Source organism: Luteimonas rhizosphaerae, from assembly GCF_002849595.1.
GTDB classification, from domain to species: domain Bacteria; phylum Pseudomonadota; class Gammaproteobacteria; order Xanthomonadales; family Xanthomonadaceae; genus Luteimonas; species Luteimonas cellulosilyticus.
Genome location: NZ_NRQR01000003.1, coordinates 1 through 16,233, shown reverse-complemented (window position 1 = coordinate 16,233; position 16,233 = coordinate 1). Strand labels below are relative to the sequence as shown.

Here is a 16,233-nt window from a genome sequence, read left to right as displayed (position 1 = left end):
CGTGACCAATCGTGCCCACGTTCACGTGGGGCTTGGTGCGCTCGAACTTACCCTTTGCCATTGTCGTTGCCTCAAATTTCTGATTCGGGATTGGAGATTGGGGATCCGGGGCGCCGACGTCCGCAAGGCGGACGTCGAGCTCGCACCCCCAATCCCGGATGCATTACTTCTTGGTGACGGTCTCGGCGATGTTGGCCGGGGCCTCGGCGTAGTGATCGAATTCCATCGTGAACGTCGCACGGCCCTGGGACATCGAACGCAGCGTCGTCGCGTAGCCAAACATCTCGCCCAGCGGCAGCATCGCGTTGATGACCTTGCCCGACGGCGTGTCGTCGGAACCCTGCAGGATGCCGCGACGACGACTGACGTCGCCCATCACGTCACCGAGGTAATCCTCCGGCGTCACGATCTCGACCTTCATGATCGGCTCCAGCAGCACCGGGCTGGCGCGGTGGAAACCTTCCTTGAAGCCCATGGAGCCGGCAATCTTGAACGCCATTTCCGAGGAGTCGACTTCGTGGTAAGAACCGTCGACCAGCTTCACCTTGACGTCCACGATGGGGTAACCGGCCATCAGGCCGTTCGCCACCGCTTCCTGGATGCCCTTGTCGACCGCCGGGATGTATTCCTTCGGCACGACACCGCCGACGATGGCGTTCTCGAACGTGTAGCCCAGGCCGCGCTCCTGCGGCTCGATCTCGAGCCACACGTGGCCGAACTGGCCCTTACCACCGGACTGGCGCACGAACTTGCCTTCGGCCTTGACCGCCTTGCGGATGGTTTCGCGATAGGCGACCTGCGGCTTGCCGACGTTGGCCTCGACGTTGAACTCGCGCTTCATGCGGTCCACGAGGATGTCGAGATGCAGCTCGCCCATGCCGGCGATGATCGTCTGGCCGGATTCCTCGTCGGTCCGCACGCGGAACGACGGGTCTTCCTGCGCCAGACGACCCAGCGCCAGACCCATCTTTTCCTGGTCCGACTTGGTCTTCGGCTCGACCGCCATCGAGATGACGGGCTCCGGGAACACCATGCGCTCGAGGGTGATGATGTGGTCCTGCGCGCACAGCGTGTCGCCGGTGGTCACATCCTTCAGGCCGACAGCCGCGGCGATGTCGCCCGCACGCACTTCCTTGATCTCTTCGCGGTTGTTGGAGTGCATCTGCAGGATGCGACCCACGCGCTCCTTCTTCGACTTGACCGGGTTGTAGACCTGGTCGCCGGAGTTGAGCGTGCCCGAATAGACGCGGAAGAACGTCAGCGAACCCACGAACGGATCCGTCATGATCTTGAAGGCCAGCGCCGAGAACGGCTCGGAATCCAGCGCCTTGCGGCTGTCTTCCTTCTCGTCGTCGTCGATGCCCTGCACCGGCGGACGATCCGACGGCGACGGCAGCAGCTGGATCACGCCGTCGAGCATCGCCTGGACGCCCTTGTTCTTGAACGCGGTACCACAGAACACCGGAATGACTTCCACCTTCAGCGTGCGCTCGCGCAGGCCGGCGATGATCTCTTCCTCGGTCAGCTCACCGTCGTTGAGGTACTTGTCCATCAGCGCTTCACTGGCCTCGGCCGCAGCCTCGACCATGAAGCTGCGCGCGGCGTTGGACTTCTCGACGAGGTCGGCCGGGATGTCGCGGTACTCGAACACCGTGCCCTGCGACGCGGTGTCCCAGTGGATCGCCTTCATCTTGAGCAGATCGACAACGCCCTCGAAGCCGTCTTCGGCACCGATCGGCACCTGCATCGGCACGGCATAGGCGCCCAGACGGGCCTTCAGCTGGTCGACGACCTTGTCGAAGTTCGCGCCAGTGCGGTCCATCTTGTTGACGAACGCGAGGCGCGGCACCTGGTACTTGTTGGCCTGGCGCCACACGGTCTCGGACTGCGGCTGCACGCCACCGACCGCGCACAGCACGAACACCGCGCCGTCGAGCACGCGCAAGGAGCGCTCGACTTCGATCGTGAAGTCGACGTGGCCGGGGGTGTCGATGATGTTGAAGCGGTGCTCGGGCAGCGACTTGTCCATGCCCTTCCAGAACGCCGTGGTGGCCGCCGAGGTGATGGTGATGCCGCGTTCCTGCTCCTGCTCCATCCAGTCCATGGTGGCGGCGCCATCGTGCACTTCACCGATCTTGTGGCTGACGCCGGTGTAGAACAGGATGCGCTCGGAAGTCGTGGTCTTGCCGGCATCGATGTGGGCCATGATGCCGAAGTTGCGGTAGCGTTCGATGGGAGTCGTGCGAGCCACGTCAGTCTCTCGTATTGGATGGCGACGTTCCGAAGCAGCGGGGAACGTGCGCGATGGAATCGCTTGAATGGACGAATGCCGCCTTGCGGCGGCGATCGAGTCCTGCGTGCGGCACGAGGGCCGCGGGTGGCACCGAAATGGTGCCGACGGACGCCGGATTCAACCGGCGCCCGCGGGATCCGCTTACCAGCGGTAGTGCGCGAACGCCTTGTTGGCTTCCGCCATGCGGTGCGTTTCTTCGCGCTTCTTGATCGCGCCGCCACGGTTCTCGGACGCGTCGATCAGCTCGGCGGCCAGCTTGCGCGGCATGGTGTTCTCGCCGCGCTTGCGCGCCGACTCGATCAACCAGCGCATCGCCAGCGCCATGCGACGCGACGCGCGCACTTCGACCGGCACCTGGTACGTGGCGCCACCGACACGACGCGACTTGACCTCGACGGTCGGCGAGATGTTGCCCAGCGCTTTCTCGACCAGCTCCAGCGCGTTGCCGTTCTTCTCGCCGATCACGTCCATTGCGCCGTACACGATCTTCTCGGCGATGGACTTCTTGCCGCTCTTCATGACCATGTTGATGAAGCGCGCGATCGTGTCGCTGTTGTGCTTCGGATCGGGCAGCACCGAACGCTGCGGGGTGTTTCCTTTACGCGACATTGTCTATTCCTCAACCCTTCGGGCGCTTGGTGCCGTACTTCGAACGGCTCTGCTTACGCTTCGCGACGCCGGACGCGTCGAGCGAACCGCGGACGGTGTGGTAACGCACACCCGGCAGATCCTTGACACGGCCGCCACGGATCAGGACCACGGAGTGCTCCTGCAGGTTGTGGCCTTCGCCACCGATGTACGAGATGACCTCGTAGCCGTTGGTCAGACGCACCTTGGCGACCTTGCGAAGCGCCGAGTTCGGCTTCTTCGGGGTCGTGGTGTACACGCGGGTGCAGACGCCACGGCGCTGCGGGCAGTTCGCCAGCGCGGGCGAAGTGCTCTTGTAGGTTTCGGGGCTGCGCGGCTTCCGCACCAGCTGGTTGATCGTTGCCATCAGTTTCGGGTTCTGTGGTTACGGGCCGGGGCCCGGTGAAAACGAAGACAGACGGAAACCCGTCTGCCAGACGAAAAAGTATAGCCCGCGCCGACGGAATACGTCAACGCGAGCTGCTACCGCCGCCGGCCGGCCACTGCGTGGCACAAGCCCGACATGACACCCTTCCCGTCCGTCCTGGACCGAATACGAGCCGCGTCCTGCGCCTCATTTCGGAGTCTGGGCGGTCCTGAAGGACCGCCATGAATCACCTATCTTACCGCGTGTCGCCGTCGGGGTCAGCGGCGGACGTGCCTTCCAGCATGACCTGCTCCGGCAACGCCTCGACCGGCGCGCTGTCGTCGGCCAGCGGGGAGCTTCCCGACAGCGCGTCCATCTCGGAGTCCGTCAGGCCCGACGCCGCCCGGCGGCGCTTGGTGTGGTACGCCAGGCCGGTACCGGCCGGAATCAGGCGACCCACGATGACGTTCTCCTTGAGACCGCGCAGGCTGTCGCGCGTGCCGCGGACGGCCGCCTCGGTCAACACGCGGGTGGTCTCCTGGAACGACGCGGCCGAAATGAACGACTCGGTCGCGAGTGACGCCTTGGTGATGCCCAGCAGCACCGGATCGTACTTCGCCGGCAACTCGCTCTTGGCGAGCAGCTTGACGTTGTCCTCGATCACGCGCTGGCGCTCGGCCTGTTCGCCATTGAGGAAACGGCTGTCGCCCTGGTCGGTGATTTCGACCTTGCGCAGCATCTGGCGGACGATCACTTCGATGTGCTTGTCGTTGATCTTCACGCCCTGCAGGCGATAGACGTCCTGGATTTCCTTGGTCAGGTACGACGCCAGCTCCTCGACGCCCTTCAGACGCAGGATGTCCTGCGGGCTCGGCTCGCCGTCGACGACCGTCTCGCCCTTCTCGACGTGCTCACCCTCGAACACGATGATCTGGCGGTACTTCGGGATCAGCTCTTCGTGATCCACGCCGTCCAGGCCCTTGATGATCAGGCGCTGCTTGCCCTTGGTGTCCTTGCCGAAGCTGACGATGCCCGAGATCTCGGCGAGGATCGCCTGGTCCTTGGGCTTGCGCGCTTCGAACAGGTCGGCCACGCGCGGCAGACCACCGGTGATGTCGCGGGTCTTCGACGCTTCCTGCGGCACCTTGGTGACCACGTCGCCCACGCCGACGGCATCGCCGTCCTGCAGGTTGACGATGGAGCGCGGCGGCAGCAGGTACTGCGCCGGCAGGTCGGTACCGGGGATGCTGAGATCCTCGCCCTTCTTGTCGACGATGCGCACGATCGGCCGCAGGTCCTTGCCCATCGAGCCACGACGCTTGGGATCGGTGATCTCGCGCGACGCCAGGCCGGTCAGGTCGTCGGTCTTCTCGATGACGGTGATGCCGTCGACGAAATCGACGAAGCGGATGAAGCCCGCCACTTCCGACACGATCGGGTGGTTGTGCGGATCCCAGTTCGCCACGGTCTGTCCGGCCTTGATCGCATCGCCGTCGTTGACGGTGATGGTCGCGCCGTAGGGCAGCTTGTAGCGCTCGCGCTCGCGGCCGTGGCCGTCGAGCACCGAGAGTTCGCCCGAACGCGAGACCGCGACCAGGCTGCCGCCCGCATGGGTGACGAACTTGAGGTTGTTGAACTTGATCGAGCCCGTGGTCTTGACGGTCACGTTGTCGATGGCGGCCGCACGCGACGCCGCACCACCGATATGGAACGTCCGCATCGTCAGCTGGGCGCCCGGCTCGCCGATCGACTGCGCAGCGACGACGCCGACGGCCTCGCCCTGGTTGACCCGGTGGCCGCGGCCGAGGGCACGTCCGTAGCAGCTCGAGCACACGCCGAAGCCGCTCTCGCAGGTGATCGTCGAACGCACCTTGATCGCCTGCACGCCGGCGTCTTCGAGCTTCTGCACCCACTGCTCGTCGAGCAGCGTGTTGCGGGTCACGATCGGATCCTCGTCGTCGCCCGGCAGGAACACGTCCTCGGCCACGACGCGACCCAGCACGCGGTCGCGCAGCGGTTCGACGACGTCGCCGCCTTCGACGATCGGCGTCATCATCAGGCCGTCGAGCGTGCCGCAGTCGACTTCCGTGATCACGACGTCCTGGGCCACGTCGACGAGGCGACGGGTCAGGTAACCGGAGTTCGCGGTCTTGAGCGCGGTATCGGCCAGACCCTTACGGGCACCGTGCGTGGAGTTGAAGTACTCCTGCACGTTCAGGCCTTCTCGGAAGTTCGCGATGATCGGCGTCTCGATGATCGAGCCGTCCGGCTTGGCCATCAGGCCGCGCATACCGGCCAGCTGGCGGATCTGCGCCTGCGAACCACGCGCACCGGAGTCGGCCATGATGTAGAGCGAGTTCATCGACTTCTGGTCGATCGTCTCGCCCTTGGCGTTGAGGACCTTCTCGGTGCCGATGGTGTCCATCATCGCCTTGGCGATGCGCTCGTTCGTGCGCGACCAGATGTCGACGACCTTGTTGTAACGCTCGCCGGCGGTGACCAGACCCGACTGGTACTGCTGCTGGATCTCCAGCACCTCGGTCTCGGCCTCGGCCAGGATGCCCTTCTTCTCCGACGGGATGGTCATGTCGTTGATGCCGATCGACACGCCGGCACGCGTCGCGTTGCCGAAGCCGGTGTACATCAGCTTGTCGGCGAACACGACCGTGTCCTTCAGGCCCAGACGGCGGTAGCAGGCATTGATCAGGCGGCTGATGTTCTTCTTGTTGAGTTCGACGTTGGCCAGCTCGAACGGCAGGCCGTCGGGCATGATCTCGAGCAGCAGCGCGCGACCCACGCTCGTCTCGACGATCGAGGTCACCTTCTCGCGCGAGCCGTCCTCGCCGATCACGGTCTGCTGGATGCGGACCTTGATCTTGGCGTGCAGGCCGGCGGCCTTGTTGTCGTAGGCGCGACGGACTTCGGCGATGTTCGCGAAGATCATGCCTTCACCCGGCATGTTCTCCAGCGCACGGGTCATGTAGTACAGACCCAGCACGACGTCCTGCGACGGCACGATGATCGGCTCGCCGTTGGCCGGCGACAGGATGTTGTTCGACGCCATCATCAGCGCACGCGCTTCGAGCTGGGCTTCCAGGCTCAGCGGCACGTGGACCGCCATCTGGTCACCGTCGAAGTCGGCGTTGAACGCGGTACAGACCAGCGGATGCAGCTGGATCGCCTTGCCTTCGATCAGCACCGGCTCGAACGCCTGGATGCCGAGGCGATGCAGGGTCGGCGCACGGTTGAGCATGACCGGATGCTCGCGGATCACTTCTTCGAGGATGTCCCACACCTCGGCCTCTTCGCGCTCGACCAGCTTCTTGGCGGCCTTGATCGTCGTGGCCAGGCCACGGCGCTGCAGCTTGGCGAAGATGAAGGGCTTGAACAGCTCCAGCGCCATCTTCTTCGGCAGGCCGCACTCGTGCAGGCGCAGCGTCGGGCCGACCACGATGACCGAACGGCCCGAGTAGTCGACGCGCTTGCCCAGCAGGTTCTGGCGGAAGCGACCCTGCTTGCCCTTGATCATGTCGGCGAGCGACTTGAGCGGGCGCTTGTTGGTACCGGTGATGGCACGGCCGCGACGGCCGTTGTCCATCAGCGCATCGACCGATTCCTGCAGCATGCGCTTTTCGTTGCGCACGATGATGTCGGGTGCATTGAGTTCGAGCAGGCGACGCAGGCGGTTGTTGCGGTTGATGACGCGGCGGTACAGGTCGTTGAGATCCGACGTCGCGAAGCGGCCACCGTCCAGCGGCACCAGCGGACGCAGGTCCGGCGGCAGCACCGGCAGCACGGTCATGATCATCCACTCGGGGCGGTTGCCCGACTCGATGAAGGCCTCGACCAGCTTGATCCGCTTGGTCAGACGCTTGAGCTTGGTCTCCGAACCGGTGGCGGCGATCTCTTCCTTGAGGCGGGCCATCTCGGCCTGCAGGTCGATCGTGCGCAGCAGGTCGAAGACCGCCTCGGCGCCCATCGCGGCGTCGAAGTCGTCGCCGTGTTCCTGGCGCATCTGCAGGTACTGCTCTTCGTTGAGCAGCTGGCTGCGCTCCATCGGGGTCAGGCCCGGTTCCGTGACGACGAACGCCTCGAAGTACAGGATGCGCTCGATGTCACGCAGGGTCATGTCCAGCATCAGGCCGATGCGCGACGGCAGCGACTTGAGGAACCAAATGTGCGCGACCGGCGACGCCAGGTCGATGTGGCCCATGCGCTCGCGGCGCACCTTGGCCAGCGTGACTTCGGTGCCGCACTTCTCGCAGACCACGCCACGGTGCTTCATGCGCTTGTACTTGCCGCACAGGCACTCGTAGTCCTTGATCGGGCCGAAGATCGCGGCGCAGAACAGGCCGTCGCGTTCGGGCTTGAAGGTGCGGTAGTTGATCGTCTCGGGCTTCTTCACTTCGCCGAACGACCACGAACGGATCAGGTCCGGCGAGGCGAGCGCGATCTTGATCGCGTCGAAATCCGGGATCTGACGCGCCTGGTTGAAGAGATTGAGCAGGTCTTTCATGTGTTTACTCCGGGAATGGGGAACCTGGGTGGGGATGCGTCGTTGCGGCGCGCAGCACGATCACGCGCCGCGCGCCTGCTCCCTGCCTCAGTGCTCCTCCAGCTCCATGTTGATCGCCAGCGAACGGATTTCCTTGACCAGCACGTTGAACGACTCCGGCATGCCGGCGACCATCTCGTGCTCGCCGTCGACGATGTTCTTGTACATCTGGTTGCGGCCCTGCACGTCGTCGGACTTCACCGTCAGCATTTCCTGCAGGGTGTAGGCCGCGCCGTAGGCTTCCAGCGCCCAGACTTCCATCTCACCGAAGCGCTGACCGCCGAACTGCGCCTTGCCGCCCAGCGGCTGCTGGGTGACGAGCGAGTACGGACCGGTCGAACGCGCGTGCATCTTGTCGTCGACCAGATGGTTGAGCTTGAGCATGTGCATGTAGCCCACGGTCACTTCGCGCTCGAACGCATCGCCGGTGCGACCATCGAACAGGCGGGTCTGGCCGCTGGTCGGGAGGTCCGCCAGTTCCAGCATCGCCTTGATCTCCGATTCCGCCGCGCCGTCGAACACCGGGGTGGCCATCGGCACGCCGTCGGTGAGGTTGCGGGCGAGCGTCAGCAGTTCCTCGTCGGTGAACTGCGTGAGATCGACGCGCTGGCTCGTCACCGCGTTGTCGTTGTTGTAGATCTGGTCGAGGAACTTGCGCAGGTCCGCGATCTTCGCCTGCGCGTCGAGCATCCGCTGGATCTTCTCGCCCAGGCCCTTGGCCGCGAGGCCGAGGTGGACTTCGAGGATCTGGCCGATGTTCATACGCGAGGGCACGCCCAGCGGGTTGAGCACGATGTCGACGGTATTGCCGTTCGCCATGTACGGCATGTCCTGCACGGGCACGATGGTCGAGACCACACCCTTGTTGCCGTGACGGCCGGCCATCTTGTCGCCCGGCTGGATGCGGCGCTTCACGGCCAGATAGACCTTGACCATCTTCAGCACGCCCGGAGCGAGGTCGTCGCCCTGGGTGATCTTGCCGCGCTTGTCGGCGAAGCGCTTCTCGAATTCCTTCTGGTGGACGTCGATCTGCTTCTGCGCGCGCTCGATCGCGTCGGCCGCGTCCTCGTCCTTCATGCGGATCTGGAACCAGTCGGACTTCTTCAGGCCGTCGAGCACCAGCGAGCTGACCGTGTCGCCCTTCTTCAGGCCCGGGCCGCCGTTGGCGGTCTTGCCCTGGATCTGGGTGCGCAGGCGCGCGTAGATCGCCGATTCCAGGATGCGGAACTGGTCGTCGAAGTCCTTCTTGACGCGCTTGATCTCGGATTCCTCGATCTGCTTGGCGCGCTTGTCCTTCTCGATGCCGTCACGGGTGAAGACCTGCACGTCGATGACGGTGCCGTCCATACCGGGCGGCACGCGCAGCGAGCTGTCCTTCACGTCCGACGCCTTCTCACCGAAGATCGCGCGCAGCAGCTTCTCTTCCGGGGTCAGCTGGCTCTCGCCCTTCGGCGTGACCTTGCCGACCAGGATGTCGCCGGCGCGGACTTCCGCACCGATGTACACCACGCCGGATTCGTCGAGGCGGTTGAGCGCGTTCTCGGACACGTTCGGGATGTCGGCGGAGATCTCCTCCGGCCCCAGCTTCGTGTCGCGGGCGACCGCGGTCAGCTCCTCGATGTGGATCGTCGTGTAACGGTCTTCCTTGACGACCCGCTCCGACAGCAGGATCGAGTCCTCGAAGTTGTAGCCGTTCCACGGCATGAACGCGACCAGCATGTTCTGGCCCAGGGCCAGCTCGCCGATGTCGGTCGACGGGCCGTCGGCCAGCACGTCGCCGCGCGCGACGACGTCGCCCACGTTGACCAGCGGGCGCTGGTTGATGCAGGTGTTCTGGTTGGAGCGCGTGTACTTGATCAGGTTGTAGATGTCGACGCCGGCATCGTGCTCGCCGGAGATCTCCTCTTCATTGACTTTGACCACGACACGGCCGGCATCGATCTGCTCGATCATGCCGCCACGGCGGGCGTTGACGGTCACGCCCGAGTCGCGCGCCACGGCGCGCTCGATGCCGGTACCGACCAGCGGCTTCTGCGCACGCAGCGTCGGCACCGCCTGGCGCTGCATGTTGGCGCCCATCAGTGCGCGGTTCGCGTCATCGTGCTCGAGGAACGGGACCAGCGCCGCGGCGACCGACACGGTCTGCATCGGCGAGACGTCCATGAAGTGGATCTCGGCCGGCGGCTTGAGCAGCGACTCGCCCTGGTAACGGCAGTCGACGAACTGCTGGGTCATCGTGCCCTTGTCGTCCTGGACCGCATTGGCCTGGGCGATGACGTAGTCGTTCTCTTCGATCGCCGACAGGTACTCGATCTCGTCGGTGACGCGGCTGTCCACGACCTTGCGGTACGGCGTCTCGAGGAAGCCGTACTTGTTGGTGCGCGCGAACACGGCCAGCGAGTTGATCAGGCCGATGTTCGGGCCTTCCGGGGTTTCGATGGTGCAGACGCGGCCGTAGTGCGTGGGATGCACGTCGCGCACTTCGAAGCCGGCGCGCTCGCGGGTCAGGCCGCCCGGGCCGAGGGCCGAGACGCGACGCTTGTGCGTGACTTCCGACAGCGGATTGTTCTGGTCCATGAACTGCGACAGCTGCGAGGAGCCGAAGAATTCCTTGACCGCCGCCGCGACCGGCTTGGCGTTGATCAGCTCCTGCGGGGTCAGGCCATCGGCCTCGGCCATCGTCAGGCGCTCGCGCACGGCACGCTCGACGCGGACCAGGCCCACGCGGAAGACGTTCTCGGCCATTTCACCGACCGAACGCACGCGGCGGTTGCCGAGGTGGTCGATGTCGTCGACGACGCCGCGACCGTTGCGGATCTCGGTCAGCACCTTGATGACGTCGAGGATGTCCGACGTCTGGCCGAACTCTTCGCGCAGGCGGACCGAATCCTCGTCCTTGCGCTCGGCGAAGTAGCGCGCGTCGTAGAGCACCGAGGCGCCGGTGACTTCCTTGCGGCCGATGCGGCGGTTGAACTTCATGCGGCCGACGCCGGAGACGTCGTAGCGCTCGAACGTGAAGAACAGGTTGTGGAACAGGTTCTGGTAGATCTCGACCAGCGCATCGAGCTGCGTCTTGGTCGAATCGATGCGCAGGGTGTTGGACAGGTACGGACCACGGTCCAGGTCGTTGACCCAGATCGTGCCGATGGTTTCGATCGACGCCTTGCGCAGCGCCTCGAGGGTCTCGAGCGTGATCTCGTCGTTCGCGGTCGCGACCAGCTCACCGGTTGCCGGGTCGATGACGTCGTGCGACAGGATCTGGCCAACCATGTAGTCGTCCGGCACAGCCAGCGCGGTGATGCCGGCGGCCTCGAGCTGCTTGACGTGGCGCGCGGTGATGCGCTTGCCGGCCTCGACGATGACCTTGTCGCCATCGACCAGGTCGAAGTTCAGGGTCTCGCCGCGCAGACGCTCCGACACCAGCTCGAGCTGCACGCCCTCGCCTTCCGGCAGGATGTGGTAGCTGTTGATGTCGAAGAACTCGTTGAGCATCTCTTCGTTGTTGTAGCCGAGCGCGCGCAGCAGCACCGACACCGGCAGCTTGCGACGACGGTCGATACGGGTGAACAGCGCGTCCTTGGGGTCGAACTCGAAGTCGAGCCACGAACCGCGGTACGGGATGATGCGCGCCGAGTACAGCAGCTTGCCCGAGCTGTGGGTCTTGCCGCGGTCGTGGTCGAAGAACACGCCGGGCGAACGGTGCAGCTGCGAGACGATGACGCGCTCGGTGCCGTTGATGATGAAGGTGCCGTTCTCGGTCATGAGCGGGATCTCGCCCATGTAGACCTCCTGCTCCTTCACGTACTTGATCGCCTTGTTCGACGACTCGCGGTCGTAGATCACCAGGCGCACGGTCACGCGCAACGGAGCGCCGTAGCTCAGGCCACGGTTGCGGCATTCGCGCTCGTCGAACACGGGCTCGCCGAGCTTGTAGCCGACGTATTCGAGTGCGGCGTAGCCGTTGTAGCTGACGATCGGGAAGACCGACTTCAGCGCGGCGTGCAGGCCACGGTCCTCGCGCTTGGCGGGATCGCGGTCGGCCTGCAGGAACTCACGATAGGAGTCGACCTGGATGGCAAGCAGGAAGGGCACCTCGAGAATCTGCCGGCGCTTGCCGAAGTTCTTGCGGATGCGCTTCTTCTCGGTGAACGAGTAGCTTGACTGGAGCTGGGACGTCGTCATGGGGAGTACCGCCTCGGGTCATTGATGCGGATCGCGTCGCGATCCGGGGGAACATGAAGCTGCCACTGGGTAGTCGCTGGTATTGCCGGCACCAGCACGCCTTCTCCCGCTACTACCCACTGCCAACTACGTCAGTTGTCAGGGCCGGTCCCGGTGGTTCGGGAACGACCAAAGGCCGGGGGCTTTCGCCCCCGGCCCTGGTGCATCGCAAGCATGTGCTGCGATGCCAAGGTGCCGCTTACTTGATTTCGACGGACGCGCCAGCAGTCTCGAGATCCTTCTTGATCTTCTCGGCTTCTTCCTTCGTGGCGCCTTCCTTGACTTCCTTCGGTGCGCCTTCGACCAGGTCCTTGGCTTCCTTGAGGCCCAGGCCGGTGACGGCGCGGACGACCTTGATGACCTCGACCTTCTTCTCGCCGGCAGCCTTCAGGACGACGGTGAACTCGGTCTGCTCTTCGACAGCGGCAGCCGGGCCGGCAGCAGCGGCCGCGGCGACCGGAGCAGCGGCGGAGACGCCGAACTTCTCTTCGATGGCCTTGACCAGCTCCATCACTTCCATCAGGGACTTTTCGGCGATCGCGTCGACGATCTGTTCGTTGGTAAGGGACATTGTGATTACCTTTGGAAAATGTTCTGGGATAGGGTTCGTTGCGCCGACAAGTCGGACTTAAGCCGTTTCGGCCGCTGCTTCCGCAGGCGCTTCCTCGCCACCGCCCTGCTGGTCGGCCACGGCCTTGACGGCACGGGCGAACATCGAGGCGGGTTCTGCGAGGGCACGAGCGACCATGGCCAGGGCCTGGTCGAGCGTCGGCAGCGATGCCAGGACGTCCACGTGGCTGGCCGGGTACAGCTGGCCACCGACGGCGACGACCTTGGGCTGCAGCTTGTCGTTGGTCTTGGCGAATTCCTTGATCAGGCGACCGGCAGCGCCGGGCTCCTCGGTCGAGAACGCATACAGCAGCGGGCCGACCAACGAGTCCTTGGTGCACTCGTATTCGGTTCCCGCCACAGCGCGTGCGGCCAGGGTGTTCTTGACAACACGCAAGTACACACCGGTCTCACGCGCCTTCTTGCGCATCGCGGTCATCTGGCCGACCGTGGTGCCCAAGTACTCGACAGCGATCAGGGAATGCGCGTTTGCGGCGACTTCTGCCAGCTCGGCGACAACTTCCTGCTTCTGAGACAGATTGAGAGCCATTACTCACTCCTCATTGTGAACTCCGCTCACGGCTCCTGCCGCTTGCGGTCCTGAGCGGCTCCCGTCCCTGGAGGCCGGGGATGCACGGAGCATCCCGGTGGTGGCCTTTCTGCCTGGCAGGACCTGGGTCCGACCAGAAAACATCGAAAAGGCATCACCATCTACGCAGGCCTTTCGGTGCAAGCACCTCGGGATTAAGCGGTCTCGATCCTCGGTAGCGGCGATTCCCTGCCAGTTCGAGCATCCCTGCCCGTCGCCACCGCGATGTCGACCGCGCCTGCGGTCTTTGACGGCGCCGCGCTGGACTCGAGGTCCGTCGCGTAGCCCCCAAAAACGCATCGCCCCGGATCCGGGACGACGCGCTCAAAACGTGTCGATCAGCGCGCGAGGGTCAGCGTCGACTGGTCGACGATCACGCCCGGGCCCATCGTCGAGCTCAGCGAAACCTTCTGCAGGTACTGGCCCTTGGCGGTGGCCGGCTTGGCCTTGACCAGGTCGGCGAGCAGCGCCTGCAGGTTTTCCTTCAGCTTGTCCGCGTCGAAGTCGGCCTTGCCGATCGTGCAGTGGATGATGCCGGCCTTGTCGGTCCGGTACCGGACCTGACCGCCCTTGGCGTTCTTGACCGCTTCGCCCGGATTCGCCGACACGGTGCCGACCTTCGGGTTCGGCATCAGGCCGCGCGGGCCCAGGACCGTACCGAGCTTGCCGACGACGCGCATGGCGTCCGGCGTCGCGATCACGACGTCGTAGTTGATGTCGCCGGCCTGCATCTTCTCGGCCAGGTCATCCATGCCGACGACGTCGGCGCCAGCCGCCAGGGCCTCGTCGGCCTTGGCACCGGCCGGCGCGAACACCGCGACGCGGACGCTCTTGCCAGTACCGGCGGGCAGCACGGTCGAACCGCGCACCTGCTGGTCGGACTTGCGCGCGTCGACGCCGAGGCGGACGGCGACATCCACGGCTTCGGCGAACTTCGCGCTGCTGTTGTCCTTGACGATCTTCAGGGCGTCATCGATGCCGTAGCTCTTGCCCGGCTGCACGGCAGCCTGGATGCTCTTCTGTCGCTTGGTCTGTGCCATGGTCTCAGCCCTCCACCGTCAGGCCCATCGAACGGGCCGAACCCGCGATGGTGCGCACTGCTGCTTCCAACTCGGCCGCCGTCAGGTCGGCTTCCTTCGCCTTGGCGATCTCTTCGATCTGGGCGCGCGTCACCTTGCCCACCTTCTCGGTGTTCGGACGCTTGGAACCCGATGCCACGCCGGCCGCCTTCTTCAGCAGCACCGATGCCGGCGTGCTCTTGGTGATGAAGGTGAACGTACGGTCGGAATAGGCCGTGATAATGACGGGCGTCGGCAGACCCGGCTCGAGCTTGGAAGTCGCTGCGTTGAACGCCTTGCAGAATTCCATGATGTTGAGGCCGCGCTGACCCAGCGCAGGACCCACGGGCGGCGAGGGGTTGGCCTGACCGGCCTTCACCTGCAGCTTGATGTAACCGACAACTTTCTTCGCCATGTGCTTTTCTCCGGGTGCAAGCGCCTGGACTCAGGCTCCCCATCGCGCCGGGAAAATCACGTGTCCCGGCTTCACGTTGTCCATCCGCGCGAAAGGCCGCCCATACGGCGGCCTGTGCGGGTGCCCGGCTGACCAGACAGTGAGCCGCGCACTATAGCAGGGTTTCGCGCGCCCGTCACATACGGGCGGCGCAGCGGGATCAGGCCTTCTCGACCTGCCCGAACTCCAGCTCGACCGGGGTCGAGCGGCCGAAGATCAGCACCGCGACACGCAGGCGGCTCTTTTCGTAATTGACTTCCTCGACGACGCCGTTGAAGTCGTTGAACGGACCATCGACGACGCGGACCATCTGGCCGGCCTCGAACAGCACCTTCGGGCGCGGCTTCTCGACGCCTTCCTGCACGCGGTCGAGGATGGCGGCCGCCTCCTCGTCGCGGATCGGCAGCGGGCTGGCCGCGGTACCGCCGATGAAGCCCATGACCTTCGGGGTTTCCTTGACCAGATGCCAGCTTTCGCTATCCATCCGCGGAATGCCGCCTTCGTCGCTGGTCAGGATCTGGACCAGCACATAGCCGGGGAAGAACTTGCGCTCGGACCGGCGCTTCTGGCCGGACCGCATCTCGATCACTTCCTCGGTCGGCACCAGCACGTCGCCGAAGCGCTCTTCCATGCCGGTCCGGACGATGCGGTCGCGCAGCGCCTGCGCCACCGACTTCTCGAAGCCGGAATAGGCATGTACCACGTACCAGCGCTTGACGCCTTCGGTTTCCATCTGACTCGTTACTCCGTCACTGCCGCAGGATGAAGCGGATGACCCATTGGATGATCTTGTCGAATCCCGCCAGCATCAGGCTGATGACGATGACCGCAATGATCACCACCCAGGTCAGGCGGATCGCTTCCTGGCGGGTCGGCCAGACCACCTTGCGCATCTCGAAGCGGGTTTCCGAGAAGAACTCCCGGGCCTGGTGACCCTTGCCGGTCGTCAGGAATACCGCCACCGCGCCGACAAGACACAGGCCGACGATGATGCTGCGCACCGGCGTCGCCAGCTGCGCTTCGAACCAGTAGAAGGCGAAGATCCCCGCCACCACCAGCAAGACCGCGGCCGCGTACTTGGCGAGATCCGCCGACGATGCCGACTTCGACTGCTCCACTCTGGTGTTCAAATCCCGGCGACTCATCGAATTGCGATTGCTCGGTTGGAAAGCGGGGCCATGGCCCGGCTCTAGCGGAAGCATCCGCGGATTTGGCACGCCAGGAGGGACTCGAACCCCCAACCTGCGGTTTTGGAGACCGCTGCTCTGCCAATTGAGCTACTGGCGTAAGGATGGACCCGTGGCGAAAACCACGACTCCCTGAAACGGCGAAGGCGGATCCGGGTGACGGTCCGCCGTTCGCGCATCCGGCGGCCGAAGCCGCCGGCATCTCATCGACTGCTTACTTGATGATCTTGGCGACGACGCCGGCGCCGACGGTGCGGCCGCCTTCGCGGATCG

11 protein-coding genes and 1 tRNA gene are annotated in these 16,233 nt (G+C 64.8%); all 12 read right to left on the bottom strand.

Annotated features, from left to right (window positions below; genetic code table 11):
- Positions 1–163: 163 nt before the first annotated feature.
- Complete coding sequence (gene fusA, locus CJ022_RS01625) at positions 164–2,251, bottom strand: elongation factor G (RefSeq protein WP_101924971.1); 2,088 nt, start codon at positions 2,249–2,251, stop codon at positions 164–166.
- Positions 2,252–2,434: 183 nt separating this feature from the next.
- Positions 2,435–2,902 (bottom strand): 30S ribosomal protein S7, encoded by a 468-nt coding sequence (gene rpsG, locus CJ022_RS01620; protein ID WP_101924970.1) that lies wholly within the window; start codon positions 2,900–2,902, stop codon positions 2,435–2,437.
- 10 nt (positions 2,903–2,912) lie between these two features.
- Entirely contained in the window at positions 2,913–3,287 is a 375-nt protein-coding gene (gene rpsL, locus CJ022_RS01615) for a 30S ribosomal protein S12 (RefSeq protein WP_101924969.1), read from the bottom strand.
- 256 nt (positions 3,288–3,543) lie between these two features.
- Positions 3,544–7,803, bottom strand: coding sequence for a DNA-directed RNA polymerase subunit beta' (rpoC, locus tag CJ022_RS01610; protein WP_101924968.1), 4,260 nt, complete (start codon positions 7,801–7,803; stop codon positions 3,544–3,546).
- An 87-nt stretch (positions 7,804–7,890) separates the two neighbouring features.
- Positions 7,891–12,024, bottom strand: coding sequence for a DNA-directed RNA polymerase subunit beta (gene rpoB / locus CJ022_RS01605; protein WP_101924967.1), 4,134 nt, complete (start codon positions 12,022–12,024; stop codon positions 7,891–7,893).
- Positions 12,025–12,262: 238 nt separating this feature from the next.
- A complete protein-coding gene (rplL, locus tag CJ022_RS01600) occupies positions 12,263–12,634 on the bottom strand; it encodes a 50S ribosomal protein L7/L12 (RefSeq protein ID WP_101924966.1) in 372 nt (123 codons plus the stop codon).
- A 57-nt stretch (positions 12,635–12,691) separates the two neighbouring features.
- Positions 12,692–13,222 (bottom strand): 50S ribosomal protein L10, encoded by a 531-nt coding sequence (gene rplJ, locus CJ022_RS01595; RefSeq protein WP_101924965.1) that lies wholly within the window; start codon positions 13,220–13,222, stop codon positions 12,692–12,694.
- 377 nt (positions 13,223–13,599) lie between these two features.
- On the bottom strand, positions 13,600–14,301 hold the full coding sequence (gene rplA / locus CJ022_RS01590) for a 50S ribosomal protein L1 (RefSeq protein ID WP_101924964.1): 702 nt from the start codon (positions 14,299–14,301) through the stop codon (positions 13,600–13,602).
- Positions 14,302–14,305: 4 nt separating this feature from the next.
- Positions 14,306–14,734 (bottom strand): 50S ribosomal protein L11, encoded by a 429-nt coding sequence (gene rplK / locus CJ022_RS01585; protein ID WP_101924963.1) that lies wholly within the window; start codon positions 14,732–14,734, stop codon positions 14,306–14,308.
- A gap of 199 nt (positions 14,735–14,933) precedes the next feature.
- Positions 14,934–15,506, bottom strand: coding sequence for a transcription termination/antitermination protein NusG (gene nusG / locus CJ022_RS01580; protein WP_101924962.1), 573 nt, complete (start codon positions 15,504–15,506; stop codon positions 14,934–14,936).
- A gap of 16 nt (positions 15,507–15,522) precedes the next feature.
- Positions 15,523–15,903: a preprotein translocase subunit SecE gene (secE, locus tag CJ022_RS01575; protein ID WP_101924961.1), complete on the bottom strand. Its 381-nt coding sequence runs from the start codon at positions 15,901–15,903 to the stop codon at positions 15,523–15,525.
- Between the two features lie 81 nt (positions 15,904–15,984).
- Positions 15,985–16,060, bottom strand: a tRNA-Trp gene (locus tag CJ022_RS01570).
- Positions 16,061–16,233: the final 173 nt, after the last annotated feature.

Excerpts from the sequence above, each read along its gene's own strand:
- rplJ (WP_101924965.1), bottom strand. The coding sequence starts at position 13,222 with ATGGCTCTCAATCTGTCTCAGAAGCAGGAAGTTGTCGCCGAGCTGGCA.
- rplA (WP_101924964.1), bottom strand. The coding sequence starts at position 14,301 with ATGGCACAGACCAAGCGACAGAAGAGCATCCAGGCTGCCGTGCAGCCG.
- rpoB (WP_101924967.1), bottom strand. The coding sequence starts at position 12,024 with ATGACGACGTCCCAGCTCCAGTCAAGCTACTCGTTCACCGAGAAGAAG.
- nusG (WP_101924962.1), bottom strand. The coding sequence starts at position 15,506 with ATGGAAACCGAAGGCGTCAAGCGCTGGTACGTGGTACATGCCTATTCC.
- rpoC (WP_101924968.1), bottom strand. The coding sequence starts at position 7,803 with ATGAAAGACCTGCTCAATCTCTTCAACCAGGCGCGTCAGATCCCGGAT.
- rpsL (WP_101924969.1), bottom strand. The coding sequence starts at position 3,287 with ATGGCAACGATCAACCAGCTGGTGCGGAAGCCGCGCAGCCCCGAAACC.
- rplL (WP_101924966.1), bottom strand. The coding sequence starts at position 12,634 with ATGTCCCTTACCAACGAACAGATCGTCGACGCGATCGCCGAAAAGTCC.
- rplK (WP_101924963.1), bottom strand. The coding sequence starts at position 14,734 with ATGGCGAAGAAAGTTGTCGGTTACATCAAGCTGCAGGTGAAGGCCGGT.
- rpsG (WP_101924970.1), bottom strand. The coding sequence starts at position 2,902 with ATGTCGCGTAAAGGAAACACCCCGCAGCGTTCGGTGCTGCCCGATCCG.